The following is a 16,889-nucleotide window of genomic DNA, read 5'->3' as shown; positions in this document are numbered from 1 at the left end:
CGGGTTTTCGGGGAATTTCGGGATCGTTATGTCAGAGTATCATAACAATTCAACGAGTTTGGGATCGTAGCTGGGATCAAAAATAGGGAATAGTGTCATGAAATGCTGACACTATTCAGAAGCAGAGGCTTTCCTGTAAACTGCTGTAAGCTACCTCGAAAAACGGTGTATGACTTTGGGCGATCGCGAAACGACTGAATTTGAGGAACCGACTCCTGAATCGGACGTACCTTCAAGCAGAAGGAGCCGACTGATTAGTAAAGCGCTGAGACCCGCAGTGCAACTGTGGCTCAGATCGCAGGTTGAGCAGGTTGAAGCGTTACAGGTTGAGATTACAGCAGGCGATCGTCAAATTCTTTCCGGCTATATCGAGCAAGTCACCCTGTCGGCAAAGAATGCAATTTATCAGGGCTTAGTGCTGAATCAGGTCGAGTTAACTGGACAGAATATTCGAGTGAATGCAGGGCAAGTCGTGCGAGGCAAACCTTTTCGATTGCTCGAACCGATTCGGATTGTGGGATCAGTTTTGTTAGAAGCAGCAGATCTGAATGCGTCGCTGAATGCTCCCTTGCTCAAAGCGGGGGTGACAGAATTTTTACAAACGCTTTTACAATCTGGGGCTGCGGGGATCAGTAGCAATCGCAATCTCAATTTGCAAAACCTGACAATTCAACTGCGATCGCAGCAGGTCGTTTTGGGCGCAACGTTGATTTCTGACAGTGGCAATGAAACCCCAATCGCGATTCGCACCGGATTTGCGCTGACGGCTCCGAATTTACTGAAGCTCGTGAATCCTCAGTGGCTCCCTCACGCAACCGCAAAGCGAGGACTACCGCTCTCTGACCTCGATGGTTATACGTTCGATTTGGGCGATGAAACTGAAATCCACGAACTCGCGATCGATCCCGAAAAAGTGACTTGTCAGGGGAAATTAATCGTGCTTCCCGCTTAGGAATGGGGCAGTAACGGCAGAACGATCGTCACGAAGTAGTACACCAAGGGCGCGGTAAAGACGTAGCTATCAGCACGATCGAGGATACCGCCGTGACCCGGAATAAGCTGACCTGAATCTTTCACGCCCGCATCGCGCTTCATCATCGATTCGGTTAGATCTCCGAGCAAGCTGGCAATTCCAATCAATAAGCCGATCGAGACTCCTGTGATTGGCCATCCCGACCAGTTGAGAGACCAAGAGCCGACGATCGCAACTGCCACACTTGCCGACACGCCAAACACTGCACCCTCAACTGTCTTTTTCGGGCTGATGTCAGAAAGACGAGTTCGACCGATCCAACGACCCACGGTATAAGCGCCGATGTCTGCCGCCCACATACACACAAATGCCAACAGCGTATGGGTAAGTCCTTGAGGAAGTGCGTCTAAACTTTGCCAAGACGTGATCCAGAAGCCATCAAGCGGAAGGTTGCTCAGGTCAGCTTGTCCGAGCGATCGCAGTCTGATCCAGAAGCTTGGCAAATATCCCACGTAGAACAACCCCATGATCGAAGCGGAAATATCCGCGATCGTGGCGAATTTTGGCTGAAATAACAGATAGAAACAGATCAAAGTTCCTGCAACCGGGAAGATTGCATCTGCTAGGGCGGGATTGAGATTCGAGATGAAGACAAGAATTTGCGTCACTACAAGCGTTGTTTTCACAGCGGGAGCGATTCCCTTAGCGCGGACAAGCTCAAAATACTCTAACTGTCCGAGGTAAATAATCACCGCAAAAAACGCAGTGAAATACCAGCCGCCCAGTAAGAACATTACTAAAGCGACGACGATCGCAACAAAGCCACTGAGAATGCGAGACCAAGGCATAAGATTTTCAGCGTTCACAATAGAAACTTGGTCTAACTGTCCCTTTCTCAACCCGCTCTTGGGGTTTGTCCTACTTCAAAGTTAGAGTCAGGTTAAGAAGGTTAAGCGTCATTTGGATCACTTTATCAGAGTGCAGCATGAAATTTCATTCGAGCTTTTCGCCACTGAGAACGAAGATCGGATCGACGGCGACAAAGGATTGACTCGTACCGCGAGTTTCAAGCCGATTAATCGCGGATTGCACCACTTCAATATTCCGGGCATGAAGTTCAGCAAAGCTTTCTGAAATCTTGTACAAGTTCTCCAAGTTTGCAGCAGTCGCTACAATGCGCCCTTGAGGTCTGAGTAAATGCCACACTTCCGCCAGAATTGCTTTGATCGATCGACCCCCTTCGATACACACGCGATCGGGCATCTGTTTGAGATTCTTTAAGCATTCAGGAGCACTGCCTTCGATGATTTCAACATTTTTTACTCCGAACCGATCGCAGTTACGCTGAATCAAGGCTGCCACTTCTTCATCTCGCTCGATCGCGACAATTTGACCCTGCGGACACAATAATCCCGCTTCGACGGGAATGGTTCCGGTTCCGGCTCCGATGTCCCATAAGACAGAATCCGGTCGGAGTCGAAGTTGGCAAAGCAGCAGTAGACGGATTTCACGCTGACTCATGGGAATTCCGGGTAAGCTCTCAAACAACTCGTCAGGAATTCCAGGTGTGACATAAGACCAGAGCGGGGAAGCCATACAAAACTTAGCGGAACAGGGGCATCTCTCTATTGTGATTCAGGAAACGACTTTTAACTGATTCAAGGTGGGATCGCTGCATCCACTGATAAAGCCGCCTGCGTTCAGAACAGATTGAAGAAGCACGATCGCATCTGCTGTAATTTGCTCGCCCGGTAGCAGGACTGGAATTCCGGGCGGGTAGGGACAAACTAATTCGGCGCTAATTTGGTCGATCGCTTGCTCTAGTGGCAGAAATCGAGACGGAGCGAAAAAGGCTTCACGCGGGGAAAGTAGGGGAGCAGCAGAGGGTTGTACAACTTTTTCTAAAATTGGCGCAATCGGGGTGTTTACTGGAAGACGATCGCCCGCTTCAATTAAATGATCGATATCCGTCTCGGTATTTCCTAAACTGATGATGAATGTTAGGTGCTGAAGCGATGGAAACTCAGCCGTAACACCAAAACTTTGCAGCAATTCATCAGCCGTAAAACCATCTAGACCAAGATGAGAAACGGTGATTGTGAGCCGAGTGCGATCGACCGCAAAGCAGCCCGAAGAAGTGGAAAATTCAAGAACATTTTTCAGATTTGATCGCGCTCGATCGGCAAGTTCTAAGGTTTGACTCATCAATTCTTTTCCCTGACTTGCCATCTGAGTGCGGGCAGCATCCAGGGAAGCGAGCAGCAAATAATTTGGGCTAGTTGATTGTGTCAATTGCAGCGATCGGGCAATGCGATCGCGATTAATTCGAGAGCCTTGAACGTGCAGCATCGAAGCTTGCGTTAGTGCGGATAGAGTTTTGTGTGTCGATTGCACTGCAAGATCTGCACCTGCTGCCATTGCCGAAATTGGAAACTCTGGATGAAACGTGAAATGTGCGCCGTGAGCTTCATCGACTAAGAGCGGAATTCCTGCTGCATGAGTCAGATCTGCGATCGCCTTTAAATCACCACAAACACCGTAATACGTGGGATAAACGATCAGAACTGCTTTGGCATCGGGGTGTTGTTTGAGTGCGATCGCAACCGCTTCAGGTGTGACACTGTGAGCAATATCGAGAACAGAGTCATACTCAGGCTGCAAAAACATAGGGATTGCACCCGACAAAATCAATCCAGAAATCGCTGATTGATGAACGTTTCGAGGCAAAAGAATCTTATCGCCTGGATCACAGGTTGCGAGAATTGCCGCAATAATTCCGCACGTCGAGCCATTTGCCAGAAACCAAGTTTGCTCGGCTCCGAATGTTTCTGCGGCTAAAGATTGCGCTTCGGCGATCGCACCTTGAGGCGCAAACAAATTATCTAACTCTGGTAATTCGGGTAAATCAGCTTGAAGTGCTCGATCGCCAATTAACGCTCGAAATCCCTCAAAACTGCCCTGACCACGCTTATGTCCAGGAGTATGAAATGCCGCGTTCTGGCTCTGAGCGCATTTTGCCAGCATTTCGAGTAATGGAGTGCGAACCCTTCGGGAAGCGGAGCTATCGTCCAATTTCATAACCTGATCTCATGACAGATGTATCGCGCTTCATTATTTTCTAGGTTAGGGGAGCCAAATTATCGTTAGGATGTTTTATGGTTTATTCCCCACCCAATCCACTTCCATCGCCGTTACCCAATCCGACTCCAGAACCAAGTCCGATTCCGACTCCAGCTCCCGATCTGCCACCGGAACCTATTCCCGGAAGCCAGTCTGAGCCAACTGAACCTGTTCCTTCTCCGTCCTAACCTTTTATTTCAAACACTAAATCATGCTAAGAGCCGGGATTGTTGGATTGCCCAACGTTGGAAAATCAACTTTATTTAATGCGGTCGTTGCCAATGCAAAAGCCCAAGCCGCCAACTATCCCTTCTGTACGATCGAACCCAATGTCGGCACGGTCGCGGTTCCAGACGATCGCCTCAATAAACTAGCAGGCATCTCCAAATCTGCCGAGATTATCCCGGCAAGAGTTGAATTTGTGGATATTGCAGGCTTGGTCAAAGGAGCCTCAAAGGGTGAAGGCTTGGGCAACCAATTTTTGGCGAATATTCGTGAAGTCGATGCGATTGTTCATGTCGTTCGGTGCTTTGACGATGACGATATTATTCACGTCGCTGGTTCTGTTGATCCAGTCCGCGATATCGAAGTGATTAATTTAGAACTGGGACTGGCGGATCTGGATCAAATCGATCGCCGCATCGATCGCACCCGCAAGCAAGCTCGCTCTAACAAAGAAGCACAGCAAGAACTCGAAATTTTAGAACGTATGAGTGCCGCCCTGAATGAAGGCAAATCAGCGCGTCAAGTGGTACTGAATGAAGAAGAAGAAGCCCTGATCAAACCGCTAGGGTTACTCTCTCGCAAACCTGTGATTTATGCTTGCAACGTTTCCGAAGAAGACTTGGCAACCGGCAACGATTGGGTTGCACAAGTTCGGACAGTCGCAGCGCAGGAAAATGCACAAGTCGTCGTCATTTCCGCGCAGGTTGAATCCGAATTAGTGGAGTTACCGGAAGACGATCGCGCCGATTTCCTCGCTTCTTTAGGTGTAGAAGAAGGCGGTCTAAAATCCCTGATTCGCGCAACCTACAGACTTTTAGGCTTACAGACCTACTTTACCTCTGGGCCTAAAGAAACCCGCGCTTGGACAATCAAAACGGGAATGCTTGCGCCTCAAGCAGCAGGAGTAATTCACACCGACTTCGAGCGCGGATTTATCCGCGCCGAAACCGTTGCGTACAAAGATCTAATTGAGTTTGGATCAATGAATGCGGCTAAAGAAAAGGGCTTGGTTCGCAGTGAAGGTAAAGAATACGTAGTACAGGACGGCGATGTGATGCTGTTCCGCTTCAATGTGTAGTTTCAGTAAAACCACAGAAATCGCAGTATAATTACGGACATAAGGATTTTGCGGGAACTTCTACGCCTACCCTGAATTGCCTTTGGAAACGCTCGATCGCACTCGATCGAGCGTTTTTAGTTTCTATCCTTTTCAACCGCGAATCAACGCTAGAATTGGGTTAAAGAATGTAAAGTAATTCTCATATAGGGACTCGATCGCCATGCGCGTAATTCTAATGACCGGAAAAGGCGGCGTTGGTAAAACCTCGGTTGCAGCCGCGACTGGGCTTCGCTGTGCTGAATTAGGATACCGGACTCTGGTACTGAGTACCGATCCGGCTCACTCGCTGGCGGATAGCTTTGATCTGGAGTTAGGGCACGAACCAAAACAAGTTCGCCCAAATCTTTGGGGGGCTGAACTCGATGCCTTGATGGAATTAGAGGGCAACTGGGGAGCGGTGAAGCGCTATATTACCCAGGTGTTGCAGGCACGTGGACTCGACGGCGTGCAGGCGGAAGAGTTAGCAATTTTGCCGGGAATGGATGAAATTTTCGGATTAGTGCGAATGAAGCGGCACTATGACGAAGGGGAATTTGATGTATTGATTATTGATTCGGCTCCAACGGGAACCGCGCTGCGGTTGCTGAGTTTGCCGGAGGTTGGCGGCTGGTATATGCGGAAGTTTTACAAGCCGTTTCAGGGAATTTCGGTCGCGCTGCGTCCGTTGGTTGAACCGATTTTCCGCCCGATCGCAGGTTTCTCGCTTCCAGATAAGGAAGTCATGGACGCACCCTATGAGTTTTACGAACAGATCGAAGCCTTAGAAAAAGTGCTAACTGATCCGACTCAAACAACGGTACGGTTGGTGATGAACCCTGAAAAGATGGTGATCAAAGAATCCCTTCGCGCTCATGCTTATTTGAGTTTGTACAATGTTGCAACCGATTTAGTCGTGGCAAATCGGATCATTCCTGACTCGGTTTCTGACCCATTTTTCCAGCAGTGGAAAGAAAATCAGCGCCAATATCGGGATGAAATTCACGCGAACTTTTCACCATTGCCGATTAAAGAGGTTCCGCTATATTCTCAGGAAATGTGTGGTTTGGAAGCGCTCGATCGCTTGAAAGATACGCTTTATCCAAACAACGAAGATCCATCACAGTTGTACTACAAGGAAACCACATTGCGCGTGGTTCAAGAACAGAATCAGTACAGTTTAGAACTGTATTTGCCGGGAATTGAAAAGACGCAAATTGAACTGAGTAAAACAGGCGATGAATTGAATGTTCGGATCGGAAATCATCGCCGTAATTTAGTGTTACCGCAAGCCTTAGCTGCGCTACAGCCTTCGGGTGCAAAGATGGAAGAGGATTATCTCAAGATTCGATTCAGCGATCCGGCAAGAGTTTAGAGTTTCCAAATGCGTTGATTGAGGTTGGGATCTTCAACGATCGACATCATCAATCGCAACCTTTAACACATATTCCACAAGTGAAAAGTTTTCATAGTGTGCCCATCCGAGCAAATTCATCTGACAATCCATCCGGCTGCGTATGGTTTTGACACGATCTTACGATAGTGTGAACAAAGGTTGCGATATTGATAATGCTAAATGGTTGCTGCTGTCTCTCTTCAAAATGTTCATAAGGTTTACAACAACGTTCCAGTTGTTAATGGTTTGTCGTTTGAAATTCAAGCCGGGGAGATGTTTGGGCTGTTAGGTCCAAACGGTGCAGGCAAATCCACTACAATTCGGATGCTAACGACTCTAACTAAACCCTCCGAAGGTCGAATTCAAGTCGCAGGGTTTGACGTGATTAATCAGCGATCGCTCGTTAAATCCCACATCGGCGTTGTCCTCCAGCAAATCAGTATCGATAGCGATCTAACCGTTTGGGAAAACATGGAGTATCACGGGCGATTGCATCATATTCCCAATCCCCGCAGGCAAAAGGAGATTGATCAAGCGCTGGAATATGTTGAACTGAACGATCGACGCAATGACCCCGCTAAAACGCTTTCAGGTGGTATGAAGCGTCGCCTGCAAATTGCCCGCGCTCTACTGCACAAACCGGAAATACTTTTTCTCGATGAACCCACGGTTGGACTCGATCCACAAACTCGCCGCCGCCTATGGGAAATTATTCGCGAACTCAATCGGCAAGGAATGACAATGCTATTGACGACGCACTATATGGATGAAGTGGAATATCTGTGCGATCGTATCGGCATTATGGATGCTGGCAAGTTAATCTCGCTCGGTACATTAGAAGAATTACGCCAGAAGCATGGTAAAGGAATTCTAATGAAACAGTCTGGTGAACATTGGGACTATAAGTTCTTTCCAACCGTCGAGGATGCCAACCATTATCTAGAACAATTGCCCGACAAAACAGGCACCATGACGCGCCCTTCAAACCTGGAAGATATTTTCGTTGAACTCACAGGACGCAACTTAGATTAAAAGCAAACTGCCAACCCGTTTTAGAGTTGGCAGTCCACTTAGTATTCACAGAGATTTATGGATTAGAGCCTTTATAATCGCTGGCTCCATTTGAGCTATATCTAGAATCTCAAAATTTTCCTAGACTCCACCATTCTCTAAACTTTTCTTTAGATTTGATGCTTGTGCGGAGTCAAAGTGGCTCCCAGAGCCTGAGACAACCGAATCTCTAGTGCGTGAACCGGATACCGCCGTGCAACCTCCGCCGCCGGATCAACCATCGGCTGCACCAAAATCGTAAACATCCCTAACCGATTCCCAGCCAGCACATCGGTAAACAGTCGATCGCCCACCATACCCACCTGTTGCGGCGGTAAATTCATTGCTTCTACCGCTCGTCTGAGCTTGCGTCGTGATGGCTTGCCTGCTCCCGTGAAGTAAGGCACTTTCAGCACGTCTGCAATCCGCTTAATCCGATTCTCGCTGATATTATTGCTCACCAACCAAATACTAGTAATCTCTCGTACCTGCTCAACCCAAGGCAGTAACTCTGCTGAAATCTCAGCCGTTGTAATCGGAACGAGTGTTTCATCGACATCTAGCACTAGACCACGCAGGTTATTCTGGCGTAGCAGATCCGGCGTTAACCCAAGAATGGTCGTATTGAGCAGAAGATCAGGTTGTAAGAGTTTGCCCCAAGACATGGTGTGTCGCTCGCAAGGTTGGACAGGATTGAAAGAAGCGTGATTACTAGCGTAAGAGTTGCTTTTGATAAAATCAATCACAGCTACACAATCATAGCTACAATAGCCGTTTACCAATCGTTTATCAAAGAACTGGTTAACGGTATCTATAGCTTAGAGCGATCGTAGCCTGATCTCGTACCCAAAAATCACGGATTCAACGTGATTGATTCTTAGCGGGTTGCCCTTTTTGAGCTTGAGCATCGACGCGATCGCGAATCTTCGCCTGTGCCGATTCATGTTCGGCTAACGTGCGGCTAAAGACGTGCGACCCATCATAACGCGCCACAAAGTAAAGGTAGTCGGTTGCTTCGGGTACTAGCGTTGCCTTGAGGCTAGCGATACCGGGAGCGGCGATCGGAGTCGGGGGCAGTCCCGGTGTGACGTAGGTGTTATACGGTGAAGGCGTTGCGACTTGAGCATAAGTTAGCGGATTTTCAGGAGTCTGCTGCACTCCAAGCGCGTATTCCACCGTTGGATCAGATCCAAGCGTCATGTTTTTCTTTAGCCGATTGTGAAATACACCAGAAATCCGGTTGCGTTCGGCTGGAATCACTGCTTCTTTCTCCACAATGCTTGCAAGCGTCACCCATTGCAGCAAAGAAAGATTTGTTTTACCGCGTTTCTGGTTGTAAACCGGGAGTGCCACTTGCTCGAAGCGGCTCAACATTTGCTGGATAACCTGCTTGGGCGTAATCTCTGAACCCGCTTGAATTTGATAAGTATCGGGATACAAAAAGCCTTCAAGAAACGGCAAATTCTGTGGCAACCAGGGATATTCCGCATTCGGGACTTGGCTGGCTGCTGCGAGAAAATCCTGCGCCTTGAAAAATCCTTGCTTCTCGAAATAGTTCGCCATTTGTTTCAGCGACCAGCCTTCAGGAATCGTAAAGCTGCGCTGCGCTACTTGTCCTGTCCAGATTTTTTCAGCGATCGTCTGCAAACTGTCCCCAGTTGAAAGCTCGTAGTTTCCAGCCTGAAACCCACCATCGGGATTTTTCCACATCAACCAACGCGCCCAAACTTCCCAGGCTTTTGCCGATCGAATCAGTCCTGCGGCTTCAAGCTCCTGACCGATTTGTTGAGCGGAAGTCCCTTGCGGAATCTGAATGATGACTCGCTTTCCTGAGTTTGAGTCTGCTTGCGGTGCGATCGGGGAACTAGCAAAACTCCACCAAGCTTGGGCACGCCACGCCGATAGTCCGAGTGCAGCCCCGACAAGAAACAGGAAAAACGAGACTCTCGCAATAGGTTTAGCGATTTTCATCTGGAATGTAAGGTGAAGAACTACACAGGCGGGCAGAAAACTATATCTTGCTGAAAACAAATAGTAATGAAGTTTACCAATAAGTCAACGGATATAAAAAGGACTAATTAACAAGCATTGATGATCACGGGGATCAATATTCCGCCCAGCCTGCCGCGCCTAGTATAGATTAAAAAAGTTTTTTAGGAGTCGATCAAAAAACACTTGAATATAAATGATTCAAATCTGCTGACCGACTCCAAACCGATTACTCCATCTCATCAAAAAGCTGATCTTCGATCATCGGTAACATTGGCTCAATTTTCTTCAGTTCTTCTTGAGATAACAGATGCGGCGTTCCGTCTTCGTCTAACCGAGCCAGGATGAAATACGGATCAAGAGGAGTATAAATTGCGTATTCCTGCTCCTCGTGCCAGAAGCTAGCCAGCAGTTGAAGCTCCTCTTGATCGTCCTCAGAGTCAGATTCTACTCCTGCCCACGCTTCTTCTTCATCCAGGTCGGGTAGATCGCCCTCTACGGTCAAGACCACCGCCGTCTGCTTCAGAGCAAGGTTCTGTTCTTCTAGAACAGCTTTTGCAATCGGAAACACTGTATTGAGCGTTTCTTGATCTTCGACTAACACTGCTTCATCCTCGTCGCCATTTTCCTGCCAAGCGAAAATCTCGATCGGCGAGTCAACGGGAAGTAACAGCACATATTCTTGGTCTTCCACGTCCAAAGAATGCTCGATGTAGCAGGTGAGGGTCAAGCCTGCCTCATCTGTTAGGGTTACGGTTGGAGCATCCATGTTGTTAATGCTGTCTTCGTCCATTGGACTCTCTCTTAATACTCAACTTACTAAAACAAAGTGCGAGACGCTCCGGGTTCGACGGTGCGATCGCGGTTTGTCCTCCCAAAAGTATCTCGTAGAATGGGCACTTTTTCCCAAAGCAAGCATGGAAGTACGATCACACTGTGCCTAAAAACTTCGTAAAGGGTCTGGATGGCTTTGTAATATGCGTGTAGTATGTCCTGCTGATATGCTACACGCATATTACAAAGATTTACAGCATTTTTCTTTCTGCAGCGCCTTAATTCAAAACGACATAAGCAGACATAACTGCACCTCTAACCTTTCAATTTCGGGGTTAGAAGGCGGATTTATGTCAGAAAACTGGCTGAAAAATTATCGTGTAGAAAGCGGACAATACAGGCGAACTCTGTATTCTGCGTAGGGCAATATTCTCACCCTCCTCCCGCTTCTGGCACATCAGGAGCGGGGTTCTTTTTTAGAAGTGAACTGTCCTGCAGGCAGAAATTGTAGTACGCGCTTGACAATTTTGTAATACAATATGTAATACTAATGTAGTATGAAAGAAGACAAACCAGAGGTGACGAAATGATTCTGAAATCACCGAAATCGGACTCCTGGAACTTTAGCTACGATCGGCGCAGAGGACTAAGTAGCGCTGAAATTCGATCGCAGCGTCAACAAGCCGAAGCCATTTCAAAAGTCCAACACGAAGGTTGTTTAAAACTGTAAACAATACTCCAAACAACACTCACACCTACCTATGAAAGCTGAATAGTTTTATCCAAAGAAGGCAAGGTGGATTATTCTTGCCTTCTTCCAAGAGGGCCTTCTACTAAGAGAATGTAGGGATGGTGCAACCGAAGGCGAAAGGGGACGACGTACACACCCGATAAGTGTGTTACTGGCAGGTTCGAGTCCTGCTCAGTGTACCGGTTCATGCTGGGCGTACTGACTGTCGATCGTGGTACGCTCACTTAAAGCCTTGATCTGCGATCGCACAATTTAAGCTTTTCACAATGGGTAGTCAATCTGTCGCTAAAACTGTCTTTCTGCTCGCCTCAATGGTTGTATGGCTCACTGCTGGAGCAGCGTTGATGTATCTTTTTCCGTTTATTGCCGATCAACTGTTGTCCTCAGACCAGACGCACCAATGGATGAAAACGCTGAGCCGTGGCAGCTACAACCCTCAACTCGGTTGGATTGTTGGCAGCATTGCTTTGGGAATTAACATTGTTGGCAACCTGGTGTGGTACTCACAATTTGAAGGTAAGCAATAAATCAACGTTGTGGAAAACGGAACGAGAGTTGTGGAAAACTGGGCGTGGTTGTGGAAAAGTTGCGTTTTAGCAATTCTGATTTGGACGATCGGCACGAATTTTGCCATCGCCTCGGTTCATACTTATTCGGATGCAAACGGCGTTCTGTTCCGCTCTTTATCAAAGCTGCAAGACGACTGCGATCGCGCTTGGCAAGTTGTGTTTTATAAAAAGTTTCCGCTCGGACAACCAGACCTGATTCACTTGAGAGTGATTGGATTTCCCGGTCTTGTCACGTTAAACCACCAGCAACCGCTAGAAATCGAAGCGAATCGATCGCTGTTTCACGCTGAGGATGTCACCTCAAAAGAGTTTCCGGTTGCTCAGGTTGGCGAATATGACTTCAAACCTGTTCTGACTCAGTTGGATACCGACACAAAACTCACGCTGGTTCTGCCTCTCACATCGGGTATCGCACGGTTAAAAATCCCGCCTGAAACTGCTTTAGAATGGTGGCGCGTCGCCAGCTGGCAGCCCGATCGCTAAATCCCGAAGCTGATGTGATTTTCTTGGTAGGACGGTGGCTCTACATGAATCATCACTCGAACTGGGCTATACCTTTCAATTAGTCGCGCTTCCACTTCTTCGGTGATTTGATGAGCAGTTTCGACATCCCCTGCATCTACAATCAAGTGCATTTCAATGAAGGTTTGTCGCCCAACGACCCCACGCGACGCAATGTCATGACAGTTAATGACCCCCGGAACAGTCATTGCGATCGCATGAATTGCTTCGGGCGCGATCGCAATCTCATCTACCAACCACGGTAAATTCTGCTTTAAGACTTTCCAACCGCTATAAAACACCAGAATTGCAACGGGTAGTGCCAGCACTACATCCAACCATTGCCAATTGAAAATCCAAATTCCAATTAATCCACCCAATACGCTAATCGTCACCCAAACGTCACTCATCGTGTGTTGAGCATCTGCGATCAGAATCGGACTATTGACGCGCATTCCCTCGCGCCGCTCATAAAAAGTGACGAATAGATTTACTCCAAGCACAATCAGCAATAGCCAAAGTTCAGCTCCAGCAATTTTCACGGGTTCACTGGTCTTGGTCAGCCGCTCGATCGCGCTTTGCAAAATCTCAAAACACGCAATTCCTAAGAAAGCTGCAACCCCTAGCGCTCCAATGGCTTCATATTTCTGATGCCCATAAGGATGATCGCGATCGGGTACAGGGGATGAGAACCGGCTGGAAACTAATCCCAAAACATTACTCGCACTGTCGGTCAAACTATGGAGTGCATCCGCTAGTAAACTGAGTGATCCGGTAAACCATCCCACTACAGCTTTTAGCAATAGAACAAAAAGATTTAGAAGCAGAGTAATGACGAGAACTTTACGGACGGTCGATCGATTATCTAGAACCATACCAATATTAGATAGCAATGGTTTTAGTGTAGATCTCGCTTATAAAAAATGCTCCAAAGCTTTGCTACTAAAAGCTTTTTGGTTTTCATAATACCGAAAACTTTTTGACAAAATTCTCATCTTCAAATCAAGATCGCGGCAATGACACAACTAATCATGGATCTAGTCTTGAGAATTGTTGTGAAAGATTATCAGCTAGAAACTTCAGCTTTACGATCGCATTCTAGAATGGATCATAAAGACTAAATCAATGACGCAACTCACTTTAAATCTAGATAATGGCTCAGTGATGTTCCGCTTTACACCCGAAGCCGCACAAGAGCTAAAAGCAGCCCTCAACGAACTAATGGGATGCTTGAAAACAACTGCAACAAAGACAGGCAGCAAAGCTGCCCCTCAACCTTCCATGGAATATCGTTACACAGGCGATATTTTTCTTGAGCTTTTTTGCAATCCAAACATCTGGGCATCTCCATTTGCAGCAAGAGTTCTCGTAACGTTGCGCGACGATCGCATCCGACTCAACACCGAAGCCGAACTGAGTCGCCTGATCGAAGACATCAATCAATATCTTGAACAACATTCATGAAGCGAACGATCGTTTGGTTTCGCCGGGATTTACGCATTAGCGATCATGCTCCTTTGCATCGGGCTGCGTCGCGAGGTGCTGTGATTCCGGTGTTTATCTTCGATCGTGCCTTGTTGCATCATCCGGAGACAGGTTCGGCGCGGGTCGCATTTATGCTGGATTGTTTGCGATCGCTCGATCAGGAGTTGCGCGATCGAGGAGGTCGCTTAATTCTGCGATTCGGTGATCCCCTTGAGATTCTGCCAAATCTGATTCGCGAAACTGGCTCAGATGGTATCTATGCTTATGTTGACTATGAGCGCATCTATGGTCGAGTGAGAGATGCCCGTCTCAATCGTGTTTTGGCACAACAAAATCTAAGAATTCGCTGGTTTGAGACAACCGCCGCAATCTCGGAACTCATTCCTTATGCCGATTATCGGAAATTTTGGTATCGCGAAATGGAGTCGGAACTGTTGCCAACGCCAATCAACATTCCGACTCCTGATGATGTGTTGGGTGAACCGATTTCTACACTCACAGACTTAGGATTGCTACCGGATCGCAAAATGATTCCACCTGCGGGAACTCAGGCTGCCAGAACTCTACTCCAAGAATTCTTAACCGAGAAAGTCGATCGATATTATTGGCAACTCTCTTATCCCGGCGCAGAGATCACTTCTGGCTTGAGTCCACACATCAAATTTGGGGTAATCTCAATCCGTGAATGTTATCAAACTGTACAGCGCTTATTGAGATACGACAGCAATCAGAAAATACAACGCAGTCGAAAACAATTTATCTCACGCTTGCGATGGGGAAGTGGCTTCGCTCAGCGATTTCGTTATCTCCCTCAATTAGAACTCCGATCGCTCTACTCTGTGTTCGATCAAGACGGTTGGCGGTTCGATGAAACCCTTTACAAAGCCTGGAAAACTGGACAAACCGGATTCCCAATCGTTGATGCTGCCGCTCGTTGCTTGGAAGCCACAGGCGGATGGATGGCAATGAATTTTCGATCGCGTGCTTTGTACTCAAGCTTTCTGAGTAATTTACTTGGAATCGATTGGCGTTACGGAGCGCTCCATTTCATGCGACATCTAATCGATGGAGATTGCCCGATCGATCACTATCAATGGGCAATGCAGGCAGGTGTAACGCATTGCTTAGATAAAAGCTGGACTCGCATTTACAATCCTGAGCAAGCCGCCGTCGATCGCTGCGATCCCGATGGTGAATTCATTAAAAAATGGGTTCCAGAACTTGCCCACATTCCCACAGTTCAGCTCGGTCTACCGCCGCGAGTCAAAGGTTATCCAGCACCGGTTCTGAACTATCGAGAAGCGCGGCATCGGCGAGTGCAGCAACTAGAAGTACAACGATCTCACTTCCGCCAAAGTTCAGACTTCTTGCCGCATCTTACTCGAATGCCTGAATCCGTCTTACCTTTTGGATACGATCGTTTTGAGAGCGAGATTCAATGGGCGCAATTGCCCTCTCCTGATTTATTTCCGGCTGCACTAGATCTCGACAACTTGGACTTAGAGCGATCGTCTTGGCTACGGAGTTGGCTCGTCGCCCACGTAGAAATTAAACCTCACAAAACCACAACCCGCCGCAAACCTTCTACAATTGACTCGAACATCATCCAACTCGCTCTCTTTGATTGACGCAAAAAATTCCCTTCCGGCTCCGAGTACGATAGAATGCCCTTCGTGAATTGCGAAGTGTTCATCGTGCAATCATCTCCCCAGCTAGAAAAAAAATCTCGTCGTCTCCTGATTGCTGCAAGCGGCACAGGAGGGCACGTCTTTCCCGCGATCGCTGTTGCAGAACAACTCCCCGACTTTGAAATTGAATGGCTTGGTGTCCCTGATCGCTTAGAATCGCAGCTTGTGGGCGATCGCTATCCAATTCATCGCATCTCAGTTGCAGGATTCCAACAAAAACTAGGGCTAGGAACGGTCAAGATTTTATTCCGCCTAATCAAGTCAATCTGGAACGTGCGACAAATTCTGCAAAAAGGTCGCTTTGACGGGGTATTCACAACAGGCGGATATATTTCTGCACCTGCAATCATTGCAGCGCGATCGCTGGGTCTTCCCGTAATTCTGCATGAGTCGAACGCTTTACCCGGAAAAGTGACGCGATTCTTTGCGCCGTGGTGTACGACAGTTGCGATCGGCTTCAAGCTTGCCGCCAAATCATTACCAAAAGCAAAAACTGTCGTCGTCGGAACTCCTGTACGATCGCAGTTCAGAGCCGCCCTTTCACATCAGGACAAGCTAGATTTACCGATCCCGAATGATGTTCCCCTGATTGTTGTAGTTGGTGGAAGTCAGGGTGCAGTGGCAATGAACCAACTGGTCAGAAAAGCTGCACCTGCTTGGTTTGACAAAGGCGCTTGGATTGTTCATCTAACTGGAGAAAACGACCCAGATGCAAAAAGCTTGCAGCATTCCCAATATTTGGCGTTGCCGTTCTACCAAAACATGGCAGCACTATTAATGCGATCGAATCTAGCAATCAGCCGTGCTGGAGCCGGCACAGTCACGGAGCTTACTGTAACCGGAACACCTGCAATTCTAATTCCGTTCCCTTTTGCCGCAGAAGATCACCAAGCGTTTAACGCAAAAGTAATGGTCGATGCAGGCGCGGCAGAGATGTTTCGCCAGTCAGAATTGAGCGTAGAGCAGCTTCAGCGATCGATACTGGCACTATTGCAGAATCGTGACCAACTAGAGAAGATGTCAATAGCGGCAAAATCGATCGCCGTTATTGACAGTGCTGAACAAACTGCGCGACTAGTAACACAGCTAATTTGTTAAGCTGCACAAGCCTTGCAATAAGCTCTCAAACTAAGCAGCTCTTTTTGACTAATCCATTTAAGCGTGAAAAAGCCCTCCGAATCTCGGAGGGCTTCATCTTGCTCAAACCGCTAGAGACTAACCGTTGATTGCAGGAGCAGAGAGTGCAACCGGAGCCGCTTCACCTGCTGCCAA

18 protein-coding genes are annotated in these 16,889 nt (G+C 47.7%); 11 read left to right on the top strand and 7 right to left on the bottom strand.

Features of this window, described 5'->3' with window-relative positions:
• The first annotated feature begins 169 nt into the window (after window positions 1–169).
• Complete coding sequence (locus NC981_RS23830) at window positions 170–952, top strand: DUF2993 domain-containing protein (RefSeq protein WP_348245318.1); 783 nt, start codon at window positions 170–172, stop codon at window positions 950–952.
• Here the strand turns inward: NC981_RS23830 and NC981_RS23825 are convergent.
• The 3 genes from NC981_RS23825 to NC981_RS23815 all read right to left on the bottom strand — a co-directional run bounded on the left by NC981_RS23825 (window position 949) and on the right by NC981_RS23815 (window position 4,051).
• Complete coding sequence (locus NC981_RS23825; RefSeq protein WP_190379363.1) at window positions 949–1,821, bottom strand: phosphatidate cytidylyltransferase; 873 nt, start codon at window positions 1,819–1,821, stop codon at window positions 949–951. The two genes, NC981_RS23830 and NC981_RS23825, sit on opposite strands and share 4 nt — an antisense overlap.
• Before the next feature lie 145 nt (window positions 1,822–1,966).
• Entirely contained in the window at window positions 1,967–2,569 is a 603-nt protein-coding gene (cbiT, locus tag NC981_RS23820; protein WP_348245317.1) for a precorrin-6Y C5,15-methyltransferase subunit CbiT, read from the bottom strand.
• Between the two features lie 39 nt (window positions 2,570–2,608).
• Window positions 2,609–4,051, bottom strand: a complete 1,443-nt coding sequence (locus tag NC981_RS23815; RefSeq protein WP_348245316.1) for an aminotransferase class I/II-fold pyridoxal phosphate-dependent enzyme — start codon at window positions 4,049–4,051, stop codon at window positions 2,609–2,611.
• A 77-nt stretch (window positions 4,052–4,128) separates the two neighbouring features.
• Between NC981_RS23815 and NC981_RS23810 the strand changes: the two genes are divergently transcribed.
• The 4 genes from NC981_RS23810 (at window position 4,129) to ccmA (ending at window position 7,842) form a co-directional block, all read left to right on the top strand.
• Window positions 4,129–4,281: a hypothetical protein gene (locus NC981_RS23810; protein WP_190379360.1), complete on the top strand. Its 153-nt coding sequence runs from the start codon at window positions 4,129–4,131 to the stop codon at window positions 4,279–4,281.
• A gap of 23 nt (window positions 4,282–4,304) precedes the next feature.
• Window positions 4,305–5,396, top strand: coding sequence for a redox-regulated ATPase YchF (ychF, locus tag NC981_RS23805; protein WP_348245315.1), 1,092 nt, complete (start codon window positions 4,305–4,307; stop codon window positions 5,394–5,396).
• Between the two features lie 202 nt (window positions 5,397–5,598).
• A complete protein-coding gene (locus tag NC981_RS23800) occupies window positions 5,599–6,789 on the top strand; it encodes a TRC40/GET3/ArsA family transport-energizing ATPase (RefSeq protein ID WP_190379358.1) in 1,191 nt (396 codons plus the stop codon).
• Window positions 6,790–6,990: 201 nt separating this feature from the next.
• Window positions 6,991–7,842: a heme ABC exporter ATP-binding protein CcmA gene (gene ccmA, locus NC981_RS23795; RefSeq protein ID WP_190379357.1), complete on the top strand. Its 852-nt coding sequence runs from the start codon at window positions 6,991–6,993 to the stop codon at window positions 7,840–7,842.
• A 149-nt stretch (window positions 7,843–7,991) separates the two neighbouring features.
• Here ccmA and NC981_RS23790 read toward each other — a convergent pair whose 3' ends face one another.
• From NC981_RS23790 to NC981_RS23780, 3 genes are all read right to left on the bottom strand, one after another.
• Window positions 7,992–8,525 (bottom strand): YqeG family HAD IIIA-type phosphatase, encoded by a 534-nt coding sequence (locus tag NC981_RS23790; protein ID WP_348245314.1) that lies wholly within the window; start codon window positions 8,523–8,525, stop codon window positions 7,992–7,994.
• 196 nt (window positions 8,526–8,721) lie between these two features.
• Window positions 8,722–9,831, bottom strand: coding sequence for an endolytic transglycosylase MltG (gene mltG / locus NC981_RS23785; RefSeq protein ID WP_348245313.1), 1,110 nt, complete (start codon window positions 9,829–9,831; stop codon window positions 8,722–8,724).
• A 247-nt stretch (window positions 9,832–10,078) separates the two neighbouring features.
• Window positions 10,079–10,642 (bottom strand): DUF3727 domain-containing protein, encoded by a 564-nt coding sequence (locus tag NC981_RS23780; RefSeq protein WP_190379354.1) that lies wholly within the window; start codon window positions 10,640–10,642, stop codon window positions 10,079–10,081.
• A gap of 567 nt (window positions 10,643–11,209) precedes the next feature.
• Between NC981_RS23780 and NC981_RS23775 the strand changes: the two genes are divergently transcribed.
• The 3 genes from NC981_RS23775 (at window position 11,210) to NC981_RS23765 (ending at window position 12,426) form a co-directional block, all read left to right on the top strand.
• Window positions 11,210–11,353, top strand: a complete 144-nt coding sequence (locus tag NC981_RS23775; protein WP_190379353.1) for a hypothetical protein — start codon at window positions 11,210–11,212, stop codon at window positions 11,351–11,353.
• A gap of 287 nt (window positions 11,354–11,640) precedes the next feature.
• Entirely contained in the window at window positions 11,641–11,901 is a 261-nt protein-coding gene (locus NC981_RS23770; RefSeq protein ID WP_348245312.1) for a hypothetical protein, read from the top strand.
• 30 nt (window positions 11,902–11,931) lie between these two features.
• Window positions 11,932–12,426, top strand: coding sequence for a DUF3122 domain-containing protein (locus tag NC981_RS23765; RefSeq protein ID WP_348245311.1), 495 nt, complete (start codon window positions 11,932–11,934; stop codon window positions 12,424–12,426).
• On the opposite strand, the gene NC981_RS23760 is transcribed toward NC981_RS23765, so the two are convergent.
• Window positions 12,423–13,319, bottom strand: coding sequence for a cation diffusion facilitator family transporter (locus NC981_RS23760; RefSeq protein ID WP_348245310.1), 897 nt, complete (start codon window positions 13,317–13,319; stop codon window positions 12,423–12,425). The two genes, NC981_RS23765 and NC981_RS23760, sit on opposite strands and share 4 nt — an antisense overlap.
• 250 nt (window positions 13,320–13,569) lie before the next feature.
• Here NC981_RS23760 and NC981_RS23755 point away from each other — a divergent pair, with 250 nt between their 5' ends.
• From NC981_RS23755 to murG, 3 genes are all read left to right on the top strand, one after another.
• The gene (locus tag NC981_RS23755; protein WP_190379349.1) at window positions 13,570–13,908 is read left to right on the top strand and encodes a hypothetical protein; all 339 of its coding nucleotides are present in this window, start codon (window positions 13,570–13,572) and stop codon (window positions 13,906–13,908) included.
• Window positions 13,905–15,557, top strand: a complete 1,653-nt coding sequence (locus NC981_RS23750; RefSeq protein ID WP_348245309.1) for a deoxyribodipyrimidine photo-lyase — start codon at window positions 13,905–13,907, stop codon at window positions 15,555–15,557. Before NC981_RS23755 ends, NC981_RS23750 begins: the two co-directional genes overlap by 4 nt.
• 66 nt (window positions 15,558–15,623) lie before the next feature.
• Window positions 15,624–16,715 (top strand): undecaprenyldiphospho-muramoylpentapeptide beta-N-acetylglucosaminyltransferase, encoded by a 1,092-nt coding sequence (gene murG / locus NC981_RS23745; RefSeq protein ID WP_348245308.1) that lies wholly within the window; start codon window positions 15,624–15,626, stop codon window positions 16,713–16,715.
• Window positions 16,716–16,889: the final 174 nt, after the last annotated feature.

This window comes from Leptolyngbya sp. DQ-M1 (genome assembly GCF_039962505.1).
Taxonomy (GTDB): domain Bacteria; phylum Cyanobacteriota; class Cyanobacteriia; order Leptolyngbyales; family Leptolyngbyaceae; genus Leptolyngbya.
Note: the sequence above shows the minus strand (reverse complement) of the source record. Positions and strands in the feature narration are given on the sequence as shown.